This window comes from Streptomyces sp. NPDC085931 (assembly GCF_044540565.1).
In the GTDB taxonomy this organism is placed as follows: domain Bacteria; phylum Actinomycetota; class Actinomycetes; order Streptomycetales; family Streptomycetaceae; genus Streptomyces.
In genome coordinates, this window is sequence record NZ_JBITSK010000014.1 from 40,729 (window position 1) to 55,717 (window position 14,989).

Genomic DNA, 14,989 nt, shown 5'->3' on the forward strand with positions numbered 1-14,989 from the left:
CGTCTCTTGCGTATGTCCGTTAGATGCGCAAGAGCCCGAATGTGCCGCTCGGGGCCCAAGCGTAAGGATGATGCGCGAGCCTTGTGAAGAGCTTATGTGAGCCGGGCCCGGTACTCCAGAGGGGCTCCTGTCGCGTTCGCCGGGAACACGGGGAGATTTGGGGCGACTTCACCGGAATGTCCGCAGTCGGAGGCTGTTCGTCACGACGAAGACGGACGAGAAGGCCATCGCCGCCCCCGCGATCATCGGGTTCAGCAGTCCGGCGGCGGCCAGCGGCAGCGCGGCCACGTTGTAGCCGAAGGCCCAGACGAGATTGCCCTTGATCGTGGCCAGGGTCCGGCGGGACAGCCGGATCGCGTCCGCCGCCACCCGCAGGTCGCCGCGGACCAGCGTCAGATCGCCCGCCTCGATCGCCGCGTCCGTGCCGGTGCCCAGGGCCAGGCCCAGGTCGGCGGTGGCCAGCGCGGCGGCGTCGTTGACGCCGTCGCCGACCATGGCCACGACCCGGCCCTCGGCCTGCAACCGCCGCACGGCCGCGACCTTCTCCTCGGGCAGGACCTCCGCGACCACCCGGTCGATCCCCACCCGCTCGGCGACCGCCTCCGCCACCGCCCGGTTGTCCCCGGTCAGCAGCACCGGCGTGAGCCCCAGCGCGCGCAGCTCCCGCACCGCCCGGGCGCTGGTGTCCTTGACCGCGTCCGCCACGGCCAGCACGGCCCGTGCCGTCCCGTCCCAGCCGACCGGCACGGCCGTGTACCCGGCCCGCTCGGCCTCTTCCCGCGCGCGGGCCAGCTCCGGCGGCAGGTCGTCGAAGAGCCGCCCCACGGCGACCTCCCGGCCCTCCACCCGCCCGCGTGCGCCCCGTCCGGGCACGTTCGCGAAGTCCGCGACCTCCGGGAGCCGCCCGGCCCGCTCCTCGGCGCCCAGGGCGATCGCCCGGGCCACGGGGTGCTCGGAGGCGTGCTCGACGGCTCCGGCGAGCCTCAGCACCTCCTTCTCGTCGGCCCCCTCGGCGAGGTGGACCTCCTGCAGGGTCATCCGGCCGGTGGTGACCGTGCCCGTCTTGTCCAGCACGACCGTGTCGATCCGGCGCGTGGACTCCAGCACCTCCGGGCCCTTGATGAGGATCCCGAGCTGGGCGCCCCGCCCGGTGCCCACCATCAGCGCGGTCGGGGTGGCCAGACCCAGCGCGCACGGGCAGGCGATGATCAGCACCGCGACGGCCGCCGTGAAGGCGGCGACACCGTCGCCGGTCAGCCCCAGCCACGTCCCGGCCGTGGCGGCCGCGATCAGCAGTACGACCGGCACGAAGACGCCGGCGACCCGGTCGGCGAGCCGCTGCACCTCGGCCTTGCCGTTCTGCGCGTCCTCCACCAGCTTCGCCATCCGCGCGAGCTGCGTGTCGGCGCCGACCCGGGTGGCCTCCACGACGAGCCGGCCGCCCGCGTTGACGGTCGCGCCCGTGACCGTGTCCCCGGCCGCCACGTCCACCGGAACCGACTCGCCGGTCAGCATGGAGGCGTCCACCGCGGAGGCGCCCTCGACGACCGTCCCGTCGGTGGCGATCTTCTCGCCGGGCCGTACGACGAACCGGTCGCCGACGGCCAGCCGCTGTGCCGGGATCAGCACCTCGCGGCCGTCGCGCAGGACCGCCACCTCCTTGGCGCCCAGCTCCATCAGTGCCTTCAGGGCCGCTCCGGCCCGGCGCTTGGAGCGGGCCTCCAGATAGCGGCCCAGCAGGAGGAACGCCGTCACGCCGGAGGCGACCTCCAGGTAGATCGAGGAGGCGCTGTCCCCGCGCGCCACGGTGAACTCGAAGGGGTGCCGCATGCCCGGCATGCCCGCGTCGCCGAGGAACAGCGCCCACAGGGACCAGCCGAACGCGGCCAGCGTGCCCACGGAGACCAGCGTGTCCATGGTGGCGGCGCCGTGCCGGGCGTTCGTCCAGGCCGCGCGGTGGAAGGGCAGTCCGCCCCAGACGACGACCGGCGCGGCGAGGGTGAGCGAGAGCCACTGCCAGTTGTCGAACTGCAGCGCCGGGACCATCGCCAGCAGGATCACCGGGAGGGCGAGGGCGGCGGAGACGGCGAGACGCCGGCGCAGTGCCGACAGCTCGGGGTCCTCCGCCTCGGCCGCGGACGCCTCCTCGCGCGGCGGCGCCGGCTCCTCGGCGGTGTAGCCGGTCTTCACGACGGTGGCGATCAGATCGGCGACCTCGGTGCCCGCCGGGTAGGTGACCCGGGCCTTCTCCGTCGCGTAGTTCACCGTGGCCGTGACGCCGTCCATGCGGTTGAGCTTCTTCTCGACGCGGGCCGCGCAGGCGGCGCAGGTCATCCCGCCGATGAGCAGCTCGACCTCGGCGAGGGCCGGCTCGCGGTCCGCCGGCGCCTTGGCGGTGGTGCTGGTCATGTCCTCACTCCAGGAGATGCGCGCCCGGGACGCGGACGGGCCGTACGGGCCGCGGGCGGCGGCGTACGGCCCGTACCCGGGTACGAGGGCCGGGACCGGCGATCGTCGGACCCGGCTGTTTGCCGGACGGGGAGGTCTCAGGCCCGGCCGGCCAGTTCGAAGCCGGCCTCGTCGACGGCGGCGCGCACGGCCTCGTCGTCGAGCGGAGCCGCCGAGACGACGGTGACCTCGCCGGTCGAGGCGACGGCCGTCACGGAGCTGACGCCGGAGAGCTGGGAGAGTTCGCCGGAGACGGCGCCCTCGCAGTGGCCGCAGCTCATGCCGTTCACCTTGTAGACGGTGGTGACGGAGCCCGTGGTGTCGGTCTGGGCGGTCATGTCGTTCTCCTCGTCGAGGCGTGTGGGGCCGTGGGGGCCCTGGAGGCTCCCACCTCACCCCACTGTACCCCTAGGGGGTATGGCGATTCACGACGTGTCCGGCCGGCCCGGCGGGGTGGGAGCATCGGCGGGGCGCCCCCGCGCGGGGAGGCGGCACGGACGGAAGGCGGTGGGGCATGCGGGCCGTGGTGTTCGAGCGGTACGGGGAGGCGGCCGAGGTCCGGGAGGTCGCCGACCCGGAGCCGGCGGAGCACGGGGTGGTCGTGCGGGTCGAGGCGACGGGCCTGTGCCGCAGCGACTGGCACGGCTGGCAGGGGCACGACCCCGACATCACCCTGCCGCACGTGCCCGGGCACGAACTGGCCGGAGTCGTCGAGGCGGTGGGCGCCCGGGTCGGCCGGTGGCGGCCCGGCGACCGGGTCACCGTGCCGTTCATCTGCGCCTGCGGCAGCTGCCCGTCCTGCGCGGCGGGCGATCACCAGGTGTGCGAGCGCCAGACCCAGCCGGGCTTCACGCACTGGGGCTCCTTCGCCCAGCACGTGGCGCTGGACCACGCCGACGTGAACCTCGTCGCGCTGCCCGGGGAGATGTCCTTCGCCACGGCGGCCTCCCTCGGCTGCCGGTTCGCCACGGCCTACCGGGCGGTGGTGCAGCAGGGCCGGGTCGCCGCGGGGGACTGGGTCGCGGTGCACGGCTGCGGCGGGGTGGGACTGTCGGCGGTGATGATCGCGGCCGCCTCGGGCGCCCGGGTCGTGGCCGTGGACGTGTCGCCCCGGGCCCTGGAACTGGCGCGGACCTTCGGGGCGGCGCACTGTGTCGACGCCACGGCCGTGCCCGACACCGCGGCGGCGGTCCGCGACCTCACCGGCGGCGGCGCGCACCTCTCGCTCGACGCGCTCGGCTCGCCCGCCACCTGCGCGGCCTCCGTGAACGGCCTGCGCCGCCGCGGCCGCCACGTCCAGGTCGGGCTGCTGCCCGCGCCGGACGGCACGACACCGGTGCCGATGGCCCGCGCGATCGCCCTGGAGCTCGCCCTGCTCGGCAGCCACGGCATGGCCGCGCACGGCTACCCGCCGATGCTGGAACTGGTCCGCGCCGGCGTCCTGCGCCCGGACCTGCTGGTGACGTCGACGATCCGGCTCGACGAGGTCCCCGCCGCCCTGGCGGCCATGGGGACGGCGGCCGGGGCGGGGGTGACGGTCGTCGAGCCCTGGCGGTGAGACGGCCGTGCCCCACACGGCGGTGGGGCACGAGATCGGGGGCGGGACGGCTCAGTCGGCTCTGCGGTTGCGGTTGCCGGGCCGGGACGCGACCCAGGCCCGGACGGTGTCGGCGTACCAGTAGGGCTTGCCGCTCTCGACGTGGTCGGGCGGGGGCAGCAGGCCGTGCTTGCGGTAGGACCGCACGGTGTCGGGCTGGACCCGGATGTGTGCCGCGATCTCCTTGTAGGACCAGAGCCTTCGGTCGGTCATGACGTGTACCTCCTCGCGCGCACCACGGCGGCGGCCGGGGACGGCCGTCCGGGGGAGCCGGGTGCTGCGCCGGCGATCAACAAGCCTGTGTCCGGTCAACGACCCCGCGTGATGAGCGGCAGGGTCTGTGCGCGGGTGTGACGGAAGACCCGCGTACGCGCGACATGTGTGACAGGAAGGGGGTGTTTGTGACACAGCCGGGGCAAAGGCGTGCGCCGGGGCGTCGGCGGGGCGCCTTGACGCGGGGCCCGGGCGCGGTGCCTCAGCCGTCCAGCAGGTGCCAGGCCGTCAGGGCGAGACCGGCGCGCAGCGCGCCGGCGGGCTCGGTGAGGTCGAAGCCCAGGGCCTTGCCGATCACCTCCAGCCGCCGTGCCACGCTGCTGTGGTGCAGGTGGAGCCGGTCGGCGGCCCGGCGCAGGGAGCCGGTGGCGCAGTAGGCCTCCAGGGTGCGCAGGTCCTCGGGGGCGTCGGCGAGCCGGGCGAGGGCCGACACGTCGGCATTGGCGCGCACGGTGTCCTCGGGGAGCTCGGCGAGCAGCGCCAGCGCTCCCAGGTCGGCGTGCGAGACCACCGGGCGGCGCGCGGTGGTGAAGCGGAGCGCGGTGCGCGCCTGCCGCCAGGACTCCTCGGGGCTCTCGGCGGTGCCGATGCCCGCGCGTACGCCGTCCGGCAGCGCGGCCCGGTCCACCGAAGCGGCCAGGACGACGCCCACGTCGCCGAGCGGTGCCGCCTTCACCGGCCGCGCCGGGCAGAGCAGGCCGCCGACCCGGTCGAGCGGCACCGTCGACCGTACGGCGACGACACGGATCGGCAGCTCGGGGGCGAAGCCCAGCAGCCGCAGCGCACGGGCCCGGGCCGCCTCGTCGGTGCCGCGGCTGACGACGAGTTCGACCAGGGCGGGGTCGGCCATGGTGGTGCGGGCCGGGCCGTACCGTTCGACGACCGCGGCGGCGGCGATGGCGAGCCGGTCCAGCAGCACCTCGTCGAGCGGGAGGGGCGGGCCGGGCCGTTCCAGCCAGACCGTGCCGATCTCCTCGTCGTCGAGGGTGATGGCGACCGTGCTGGACGGGGGCGCGGACGCGGCGGGGGCCTGCCCGCCGCCGGGGGAGAAGCGGATCGACCGCCCCGTGCCGTGCAGCCGGATCCCGGCCACGCACTCGGCCAGGCCCGCCGACGCCCGGGCCAGGGCCGGGAGGTCGACCCGGCGGCGCATCAGGGTGTCGTAGAACATCACGACGCGGATCGCGCCCTCGACCTGCGCGTCCAGCTGCGACAGTCGTACGGCCAGTGCCTCCATGGCGTGAGGATATGCGCCGTTCGGTGCCCAACGGGGCGCGTATGACCGACGGTTGGCGGATGCTCCGGGATCGGCGGGCGGTGAGGATGACCGCATGGACCCTGAACTCGAGGCATTCGTCCCGCTGTTCCCCCGCGCCGATCTGACCGACCCGGTCACCGAGCGCGAGAACTTCGCCGCGCTGGCCGCCGCGGTGCCGGCCCCGGACACCTCCGGCATGGAGGTGGAGGACCACACCGTCGCCGGCGATCCCGGCGTGCCGGTGCGCGTCTACCGCCCGCACCGGGCGCACGGCGCCGTCGTCTGGCTGCACGGCGGCGGATTCGTCATGGGCGACCTGGACACCGAACACCCCTGGGCCGCCCGGCTCGCCGCCGCCTCCGGCGCGGTGGTGATCTCGGTGGGCTACCGCCTGGCCCCCGAGCACCCGTTCCCGGCCGCGCTCGACGACGCGTACACCGCGCTGGCCTGGGCCGCCGAGCACGCGGCCGATCTCGGCGCCGACCCGGAGCGGATCGCCGTCGGCGGGCACAGCGCCGGGGGCGGCCTGGCGGCGGCGCTGGCGCTGCGGGCGCGCGACCGGCAGGGGCCGCCGATCCGCTTCCAGCTGCTCAACCAGCCCGGACTCGACGACCGGCAGGAGACGTGGTCGCAGCGGAATTTCACCCACACGCCGTGGATGAACCGCGACAAGGTCGCCGCGTCGTGGCGGCACTACCTGGGCGGAGCGCCCGCCACCCCCTACGCGGCCCCGGCCCGGGCCGCCGAGCTGGCCGGTCTGCCGCCCGCCTACGTGGCCACGGCGGAGCTGTGCCCGAACCGGGACGAGGACATCGCCTACGCCCTGCGCCTGCTCCAGGCGGGCGTGCCGGTCGAACTGCACCAGTGGCCGGGCACCTTCCACGGTTCCCAGGCGATCCTGTCCGCCGACGTCTCCCAGCGGCAGATCGCCGAACTCGCCGCGGCCCTGCGCCGCGCCCTGGCCGAATGAAACCGGCCGCACCCCGGACGCACCCCGCACACACCCCGCACTCCGCCCGCTCACTCCGCACCCCGGACAGCCGGAAAGGACCTCACGACCATGACCCTCGCCCCGTTCGGCCTCTTCACCTCCTTCGTCCGCCTCGGTGACGGCGGCCAGGTGCGCGTCGAGGAACCCGCCTTCGACCCCGAGCAGGACACCTGGCAGCTGATGACCTTCCACGTGGAGAGCGACGAGGACGTCCACGGCGACCACTGGGAGATCCACACCGAGGCCGACGAGGTCGTCGCCTGCCTCACCGGCGGGATCCGCCTCTTCCTGCGCCCCGAGCGGCCGGGGGAGACGGAGCAGGAGACCGGTCTGGCCCCGGGGACCGCCGTCGTCGTGCCGCGCGGCCGCTGGCACCGCATCGCGCTGGACGCGCCCAGCGACATCATGTCCGTCACCCTGCCGCGCGGCAGCCGCCTGGAGCGGCGGAGCGAGGTCTAGCAGCGAAGACGGCAGGGAGAAGGACCGGGTCCCACCGAAAGCGCTGTCGTGATCTGGTCCGTGATCTGGTCCGAATGTCCGGACAAAACATTGACAGGGCTTCGGGAAGGGGGCTACAAAGCCGGGGAGAGCCGAACACCGAGGGGACACGATGGCGTACGACCTGATCACCATGGGGCGGATCGGAGTGGATCTGTATCCGCTGCAGACGGGCGTCCCCCTGCCGCAGGTCACGTCCTTCGGCAAGTTCCTCGGCGGCTCGGCGAGCAACGTGGCGGTCGCCGCGGCGCGCCTGGGACGGCACACCGCGGTGATCACCCGGACCGGCGACGACCCCTTCGGCACCTATCTGCACCAGGCCCTGAAGGACTTCGGCGTGGACGACCGCTGGGTCACCCCCGTGCCCGGCCTGCCCACCCCGGTCACCTTCTGCGAGATCTTCCCGCCGGACGACTTCCCGCTGTACTTCTACCGGCAGCCCAAGGCCCCCGACCTGGAGATCGACGCCCACGAGCTGGACCTGGACGCGATCCGCGACGCCCGTGTCTTCTGGGTCACCGGCACCGGCCTGAGCGAGGAGCCCAGCCGGACCGCGACGCTCGCCGCCCTCGCCCACCGCGCCAAGGCCGGCCCGACGGTCTTCGACCTCGACTGGCGCCCGATGTTCTGGACGGACCCCGAGACCGCCCGCCCCTTCTACGAGGAGGCGCTGCGCCACACCACCGTCGCGGTCGGCAACCTCGACGAGGTGGAGGTCGCCACCGGCGTGCGCGAGCCCCACACCGCCGCCCGCGCCCTGCTGGACGCCGGTGCCGAACTGGCCGTCGTCAAGCAGGGCCCCAAGGGCGTCCTCGCGGTGAACAGCGCCGGGGAGAGCGCCGAGGTGCCGCCGCTGCCGGTGGACGTGCTCAACGGCCTCGGTGCCGGGGACGCCTTCGGCGGCAGCCTCGTCCACGGCCTGCTGGCCGGCTGGGACCTGGAGAAGACCATGCGGCACGCCAACGCCGCCGGCGCCATCGTGGCCTCCCGCCTGGAGTGCTCCTCCGCGATGCCCACCCCGGACGAGATCGAGGCGGCCGTCACCGCGGGGGCCGTCAAGTGAGCGTCGACGTCGGTGAACTCGTCCGGCTGCGCAGCCGCCACCCCGAGGCGATCGCCGAGGCCGCAGCCCGCCGCACCCGCCGGCCGCTGCTGAACGACAACGGCCGGCTGATGATCGTCGCCGCCGACCACCCGGCCCGCGGCGCCCTCGGCGCCGGCGGCCGGAGCCTCGCCATGGCCAACCGCGCCGACCTGCTCGAACGCCTCTGCCTGGCGCTGTCCCGCCCGGGCGTGGACGGCGTCCTCGGCACCGCCGACATCCTCGACGACCTGCTGCTGCTCGGCGCGCTCGAGGGCAAGGTCGTCCTGGGCTCGATGAACCGCGGCGGCCTCCAGGGCGCCCGCTTCGAACTCGACGACCGCTTCACCGGCCACCGCCCCGAGGACATCGAGCGCCTCGGCTTCGACGCCGGCAAGCTGCTGCTGCGCATCGACTACGACGACCCGGGCTCGCTGACCACCCTGGAGTCCGCCGCCCGGGCCGTCGACGCCATGGCCGAGCGCAGGCTGCCCGTCTTCGTCGAGCCGTTCATCAGCCGCCGCGACGAGTCCGGACGGCTGCGCAACGACCTGTCCGCCGAGGCCGTCACCCGCTCGATCGCCATCGCCTCGGGCCTGGGCGGCAGTTCGGCCTACACCTGGCTGAAGGTGCCGGTCACCGCCAACCCGGACGACATGGCCGAGGTCATGGCGACCTCCACGCTCCCCGCCGTCCTGCTCGGCGGCGAGGTCGGGGGCTCCGCCGAGGAACAGGCCGGGGCGTACGAGAAGTGGCGCGGCGCGCTGCAACTGCCCACCGTGCGCGGGCTGGTGGTCGGCCGCTCCCTGCTGTACCCGGCGGACGGCGACGTGGCCGCCGCCGTGGACACCGCCGTAGGACTGCTGTGAGGGCCGCTTCATGACCAGTGGGCTGTACGTCCCCAAGGGCACCACCGCCGACGTGAACTACCTCCTGGACATCGACCCCGAGCGGGCCGGCTGGACGCACAGCAGTCTGCGAATCGTGGAGCTGGCGCCCGGTGGCACGCACACCTTCACCACCGGCGACAGCGAGTGGATCGTGCTGCCGCTGCGGGGCGGCTGCACGGTGCGCGTGGAAGAGCAGGAGTTCACCCTCTCGGGCCGGGAGAACGTGTTCGCGTCGGTCACCGACTTCGCGTACGCGCCCCGGGACACCCGGGTCCAGATCGCCTCCGGCGCGGGAGGCCGCTTTGCTTTGGCAGGAGCGAAGTGCGAGCGACAACTCCCCGCCCGCTACGGCCCCGCGCCGGAGGTCCCCGTCGAGGAACGCGGCAGCGGCACCTGCCTGCGCCGCGTCCGCAACTTCGCCTCGGCGGACGCCTTCGAGTGCGACAAGCTCATCGCGGTCGAGGTGATCACGCCCGGCGGCAACTGGTCCTCCTACCCGCCGCACAAGCACGACGAGCACCGGCCCGGCGAGGAGGCGGAGCTGGAGGAGATCTACTACTTCGAGATCGACGGTCCGAACGGTTTCGGCTACCAGCGCGTATTCCCCTCGCGGGAGGGCGGATCCGACGTCCTCGCCGAGGTCCGCTCCGGCGACGCCGTCCTCGTCCCGGACGGCTGGCACGGCCCGTCGATCGCCCAGCCCGGCCACGACATGTACTACCTGAACGTCATGGCCGGCCCGGGGGAGACGCGGGAGTGGCGGATCTGCTTCCACCCGGACCACACGGAGGGGTACCGATGACCACCCGCCTGACCGTCGCCCAAGCGCTGGTCCGTTTCCTCGCCGCCCAGTACACCGAGCGCGACGGGGTGCGGCAGCGGCTCATCGGCGCCACCTGGGGCATCTTCGGCCACGGCAACGTCGCCGGCCTCGGTCAGGCGCTGGTCGAGTACGCCGACGCGATGCCCTACCACCAGGGCCGCAACGAACAGGCCATGGTGCACGCGGCGGTCGGCTACGCCCGCCAGTCCGGCCGCCTGTCCACGCACGCGGTGACGACCTCCATCGGCCCGGGCGCCACCAACCTGGTCACCGGAGCGGCCCTCGCCACCGTCAACCACCTGCCGGTGCTGCTCCTGCCCGGCGACACCTTCGCCACCCGCCCCGCCGACCCGGTCCTGCAGCAGCTGGAAGTGCCGTACGCCGGTGACGTGTCGGTCAACGACTGCCTGCGCCCGGTGTCGAGGTACTTCGACCGCGTCACCCGCCCCGAGGCCCTGATCCCCTCGGCGCTGCACGCGATGCGCGTGCTCACCGACCCCGTCGAGACCGGCGCCGTCACCCTCGCCCTGCCGCAGGACGTGCAGGCCGAGGCCTACGACTGGCCCGAGGAGTTCTTCGCCGACCGCGTCTGGACCGTCCGGCGCCCCGCCGCCGACCCGGCGGAACTGGCCGAGGCCGTGCGGACGATCCGGGCGGCCGAGCGGCCCCTGGTCGTCGCGGGCGGCGGCGTCCACCACAGCCGCGCCGAGGAGGCCCTCGCCGAGTTCGCCGAGGCCACCGGCATCCCGGTCGCCTCCACCCAGGCCGGCAAGGGCTCCCTGCGCCACGACCACCCCCAGGACGTCGGCGGCATCGGCCACACCGGCACGGCCACGGCGGACGAACTGGCCCGCACCGCCGACCTGGTGATCGGCGTCGGCACCCGCTACACCGACTTCACCACCGCCTCCGGCACCCTCTTCGCCCACCCCGACGTGCGGTTCCTCAACCTCAACATCGCCCCCTTCGACGGCCACAAGCTCGCCGGGCAGCCCCTGGTCGCGGACGCCCGCAGCGGTCTGCGGGAACTCACCGAGGCCCTGCGCCCGCACGCGTACCGGGTCGCCGGCACCTACGTCACCGAGTACACCGAGGACAAGGAGCGCTGGGAGCAGCGCGTCGACGCCTGCTACGAGGTCGAGGAACCGGACACCCGCCCCACCCAGCCGCAGGTCCTCGGCGCCCTGGACGCCCTCGTCGACGAGTCCGACATCCTGATCAACGCGGCCGGCTCCCTCCCCGGCGACCTGCACAAGCTCTGGCGGACCCGGTCCCGCGACCAGTACCACCTGGAGTACGGCTACTCCTGCATGGGCTACGAGATCCCGGCCGCCATCGGCGTGAAGCTGGCCGCCCCGGACCGGCCCGTGTGGGCCCTGGTCGGCGACGGCACCTACCTGATGATGCCGACGGAGATCGTCACGGCCGTGCAGGAGGGCGTCGCGATCAAGGTCGTGATCATCCAGAACCACGGCTACGCGTCCATCGGCGGCCTGTCCGAGTCGGTCGGCGGCGAGCGCTTCGGCACGGCGTACCGCTACCCGGCCGAGGACGGCTCGTTCACCGGCCCGCCGCTGCCCGTGGACCTCGCCGCCAACGCGGCCAGCCTCGGCATGCGCGTCCTGCGCGCCAAGACCGTGCGGGACCTGCGCGAGGCCCTCGCCGAGGCCCGGGCCGCCGACACTCCCACATGTGTCTACGTGGAGACCCAAACGGCAGACACAGTGTCGGGCGCGCCCCCGGCGCAGGCCTGGTGGGATGTACCCGTGGCCGAGACCGCGACACGGCCGTCCGCGGTCAAGGCACGTGAGCTGTACGAACGGCACGTCTCCACCCGACGCCGCCATCTGTGAAGGAGTTCCCGGCCATGACGAAGATCGTCAACCACTGGATCGGCGGCAAGACCGTCGAAGGCGCCTCGGGCACGCACGGGCCGGTGACCAACCCGGCCACCGGCGAGGTCACGACGAAGGTCGCGTTCGCCTCGGTCGACGAGGTGGACGCGGCGGTCGCGGCCGCCAAGGAGGCGTTCGCCACCTGGGGCCAGTCCTCGCTGGCCCAGCGGACCTCGATCCTGTTCAAGTTCCGCGCGCTGCTCGACGCCAACCGGGACGCGATCGCCGAGCTGATCACCGCCGAGCACGGCAAGGTGCACTCCGACGCCCTCGGCGAGGTCGCCCGCGGCCTGGAGATCGTCGACCTGGCCTGCGGCATCAGCGTGCAGCTGAAGGGCGAGCTGTCCACGCAGGTGGCGAGCCGCGTCGACGTCTCCTCCATCCGCCAGCCGCTCGGCGTGGTCGCGGGCATCACGCCGTTCAACTTCCCGGCGATGGTGCCGATGTGGATGTTCCCCATCGCCATCGCGTGCGGCAACACGTTCGTGCTGAAGCCGTCCGAGAAGGACCCGTCGGCGTCCGTCAAGCTCGCCGAGCTGCTGGCGGAGGCCGGTCTGCCGGACGGCGTCTTCAACGTCGTCCACGGCGACAAGGTGGCCGTCGACCGCCTGCTGGAGCACCCGGACGTCAAGGCCGTCTCCTTCGTCGGCTCGACCCCGATCGCCCGCTACATCCACACCACCGCCTCCGCCAACGGCAAGCGGGTCCAGGCGCTCGGCGGCGCCAAGAACCACATGCTGGTCCTGCCGGACGCCGACCTGGACGCGGCCGCCGACGCGGCGGTGAGCGCGGCCTACGGCTCCGCGGGCGAGCGCTGCATGGCCATCTCCGCGGTCGTCGCGGTCGGCGCCATCGGCGACGAACTGGTGGAGAAGATCCGCGAGCGCGCCGAAAAGATCAAGATCGGCCCCGGCGACGACCCCACCTCCGAGATGGGCCCGCTCATCACGAAGGTCCACCGCGACAAGGTGGCGTCCTACGTCGAGGGCGCGGCCGCCGAGGGCTGCGAGGTCGTCCTGGACGGCACCGGTTACACCGTCGACGGCTTCGAGGACGGCCACTGGATCGGCATCTCCCTGCTCGACAAGGTCCCCACGTCCGCCAAGGCCTACCAGGACGAGATCTTCGGCCCGGTCCTGTGCGTGCTGCGCACCGAGACCTACGAGGAGGCCCTGGACCTGATCAACGCCTCGCCGTTCGGCAACGGCACCGCGATCTTCACGCGGGACGGCGGCGCGGCCCGCCGCTTCCAGCTGGAGGTCGAGGCCGGCATGGTCGGCGTGAACGTCCCGATCCCGGTCCCCGTCGGCTACCACAGCTTCGGCGGCTGGAAGGACTCGCTCTTCGGCGACCACCACATCTACGGCAACGACGGCACCCACTTCTACACCCGCGGCAAGGTCGTCACCACACGCTGGCCGGACCCGGCCGACGCCCCGGCCGGCGTGGACCTGGGCTTCCCGCGCAACCACTGACCGGCACGCCGGGGCCGTCCGCATGGCGGACGGCCCCGTTTTTTTGCCCACCCGCCCTGCGGTTCCCGCACCCGTCACGCCCGTGACGCAGAAGCCTTGATGCAACGTTAACGCTCGAATGATCGGCCTGACACTACGGATTTCGTAGGTGAACAGCCATTGACGTGATGGTTTCCGTCGATGTTGCATCCCTCACGTGACCGAGACCCTCACCCCTGTCGAGGCCGCCGTCGCGCAGGCGCCGGGCGGCCCCAAGAAGCTGAAGCGCTCCATCGGAGTCGTCGGCGGCACCCTCCTGACCCTCTCCTGCGTGACCCCGGCCTCCACGCTGTTCGTGGTCGTCCCGGACCTGTTCGGCTCGCTCGGCACCGCCACCGCCCTGACGATCGCCATCGGCTCCCTGCTCTGCGTCGCCGTGGCGTTCTGCTACTCGGAGCTGGGCACCCTCGTCCCCAGCGCCGGCGGCGAGTACGCCATGGTCTCCACCCTGGCCGGACGTCTCGCCGGCTGGCTGGTCTTCGTGCTGTCCCTGCTGGTCGTGATGATCGTCCCGCCGGTCATCGCGATGGGCACCGCCGACTACCTCGCCCCGCTGGCCCACCTCGACCCGTCCTGGACGGGCGCCTCGGTGATGCTCCTCGCCACCCTGGCCGGCCTGCTGGACCTGCGGGCCAACGCCTGGATCACCGGCGTCTTCCTGGTCCTGGAGGTCATCGCGGCGGCGGTCGTGGCCGTGCTGGGCTTCACCCACACCGAGCGCGGCGCCGGCAGCCTGGTCTCGATGCGGGTGGCGGGACCGGACGGCGCTCCCGACACGGTGACGGCCCTGCTGGTCGTCTCCGGCCTCGCGATCGCCCTGTTCGTCACCCAGGGCTTCTCCACGGCCGTCTACCTCTCCGAGGAACTGGAGAACCCCCGCCGCTCGGTGGCCCGCACGGTCCTGGCCACCCTCGCCATCTCCGCCGTGATCATCCTGGTCCCGGTTGCGGCCATCACCCTGGGCGCCCCCGACCTCGCCGCCCTCACCGGCGGGGACATCTCCACCATGGTCACCGCCTGGTCCAACACGGCCGTCGGCACGTTCGTCAGCCTCTGCGTGGCCCTCGCGATCATCAACGCCGGGATCGTCATGGTCATCCAGAACTCCCGCGTCCTGTTCGCCTCCGCCCGCGACAAGGCCTGGCCCGCCCCGGTCAACACCCTCTTCTCGCGCCTCGGCCGCTTCGGCTCCCCCTGGGTCGCCACCCTCGCGGTCGGCGTCCCCGGCGCGGCCCTGTGCTTCGTGAACCTGGACACCCTCTACGGCGTCACGGGCGTCTCGGTGACCGGCATGTACCTGCTGGTCGCCGTCGCCGCCCTGCTCTCCCGCCGCGGCACCCACCGGCACACCCCGGCCTGGCGCATGCCCCTGTGGCCCGCGGCCCCGCTGCTGCTGATCGTGGTCCTGGTCTACATCCTCAGCCGGCAGGAACCGGAGTACCTGCTGTGGACCGGCGGCATCACAGCGGCGGCGACCGTGTACTGGGCCCTGTACCTCCGCCCGCGCCCGGAGACCCGATGGCTGGTCTCGGTACCGGAGGACGAACAGGCCCTCTAGGGGCGCGGGGAACCGCGCGACCAGCCACCAGGCACCCGCACCCGGCAACGCCCAGCCCCCGCCGAGCCCGTAGCCGTACACCACCCGCAGTACGCCGCAGACTCCGTGTACACCCCTGGAAGGCCCCGCACTTCGGTCTCCGGTCGACAACCCATCGACAGGT

At 73.4% G+C, this 14,989-nt stretch carries 13 protein-coding genes; 9 read left to right on the forward strand and 4 right to left on the reverse strand.

Features of this window, described 5'->3' with window-relative positions; all coding sequences use genetic code 11:
• Window positions 1–168: 168 nt before the first annotated feature.
• Both ACIGAN_RS26965 and ACIGAN_RS26970 read right to left on the reverse strand, forming a co-directional pair.
• Window positions 169–2,409 (reverse strand): heavy metal translocating P-type ATPase, encoded by a 2,241-nt coding sequence (locus ACIGAN_RS26965; protein ID WP_399861441.1) that lies wholly within the window; start codon window positions 2,407–2,409, stop codon window positions 169–171.
• 137 nt (window positions 2,410–2,546) lie between these two features.
• Window positions 2,547–2,786, reverse strand: coding sequence for a heavy-metal-associated domain-containing protein (locus ACIGAN_RS26970; RefSeq protein ID WP_351350534.1), 240 nt, complete (start codon window positions 2,784–2,786; stop codon window positions 2,547–2,549).
• A gap of 176 nt (window positions 2,787–2,962) precedes the next feature.
• Between ACIGAN_RS26970 and ACIGAN_RS26975 the strand changes: the two genes are divergently transcribed.
• Complete coding sequence (locus ACIGAN_RS26975; protein ID WP_399861444.1) at window positions 2,963–4,006, forward strand: zinc-dependent alcohol dehydrogenase family protein; 1,044 nt, start codon at window positions 2,963–2,965, stop codon at window positions 4,004–4,006.
• A 51-nt stretch (window positions 4,007–4,057) separates the two neighbouring features.
• Here the strand turns inward: ACIGAN_RS26975 and ACIGAN_RS26980 are convergent, their stop codons facing one another.
• Window positions 4,058–4,258 carry a helix-turn-helix transcriptional regulator gene (locus ACIGAN_RS26980; RefSeq protein WP_094052395.1) on the reverse strand — a complete coding sequence of 67 codons (201 nt, stop codon included), beginning with the start codon at window positions 4,256–4,258 and terminating at the stop codon, window positions 4,058–4,060.
• Between the two features lie 262 nt (window positions 4,259–4,520).
• Window positions 4,521–5,555, reverse strand: a complete 1,035-nt coding sequence (locus ACIGAN_RS26985) for a helix-turn-helix domain-containing protein (protein ID WP_399861446.1) — start codon at window positions 5,553–5,555, stop codon at window positions 4,521–4,523.
• Between the two features lie 94 nt (window positions 5,556–5,649).
• Between ACIGAN_RS26985 and ACIGAN_RS26990 the strand changes: the two genes are divergently transcribed.
• From ACIGAN_RS26990 to ACIGAN_RS27025, 8 genes are all read left to right on the forward strand, one after another.
• Complete coding sequence (locus ACIGAN_RS26990) at window positions 5,650–6,546, forward strand: alpha/beta hydrolase (RefSeq protein WP_365085926.1); 897 nt, start codon at window positions 5,650–5,652, stop codon at window positions 6,544–6,546.
• Window positions 6,547–6,636: 90 nt separating this feature from the next.
• Window positions 6,637–7,026, forward strand: coding sequence for a cupin (locus tag ACIGAN_RS26995; RefSeq protein ID WP_399861450.1), 390 nt, complete (start codon window positions 6,637–6,639; stop codon window positions 7,024–7,026).
• A 151-nt stretch (window positions 7,027–7,177) separates the two neighbouring features.
• On the forward strand, window positions 7,178–8,128 hold the full coding sequence (gene iolC / locus ACIGAN_RS27000) for a 5-dehydro-2-deoxygluconokinase (RefSeq protein WP_399861452.1): 951 nt from the start codon (window positions 7,178–7,180) through the stop codon (window positions 8,126–8,128).
• Complete coding sequence (locus tag ACIGAN_RS27005) at window positions 8,125–9,015, forward strand: Cgl0159 family (beta/alpha)8-fold protein (RefSeq protein ID WP_399861454.1); 891 nt, start codon at window positions 8,125–8,127, stop codon at window positions 9,013–9,015. The genes iolC and ACIGAN_RS27005 overlap by 4 nt, the downstream gene beginning before the upstream one ends.
• Before the next feature lie 10 nt (window positions 9,016–9,025).
• Window positions 9,026–9,838 carry a 5-deoxy-glucuronate isomerase gene (gene iolB, locus ACIGAN_RS27010; protein ID WP_399861456.1) on the forward strand — a complete coding sequence of 271 codons (813 nt, stop codon included), beginning with the start codon at window positions 9,026–9,028 and terminating at the stop codon, window positions 9,836–9,838.
• Window positions 9,835–11,712 (forward strand): 3D-(3,5/4)-trihydroxycyclohexane-1,2-dione acylhydrolase (decyclizing), encoded by a 1,878-nt coding sequence (iolD, locus tag ACIGAN_RS27015; protein WP_399861459.1) that lies wholly within the window; start codon window positions 9,835–9,837, stop codon window positions 11,710–11,712. Before iolB ends, iolD begins: the two co-directional genes overlap by 4 nt.
• A gap of 14 nt (window positions 11,713–11,726) precedes the next feature.
• Complete coding sequence (gene mmsA / locus ACIGAN_RS27020) at window positions 11,727–13,229, forward strand: CoA-acylating methylmalonate-semialdehyde dehydrogenase (RefSeq protein WP_365085908.1); 1,503 nt, start codon at window positions 11,727–11,729, stop codon at window positions 13,227–13,229.
• 196 nt (window positions 13,230–13,425) lie between these two features.
• Window positions 13,426–14,826: an APC family permease gene (locus tag ACIGAN_RS27025; RefSeq protein WP_365085905.1), complete on the forward strand. Its 1,401-nt coding sequence runs from the start codon at window positions 13,426–13,428 to the stop codon at window positions 14,824–14,826.
• Window positions 14,827–14,989 lie beyond the last annotated feature (163 nt).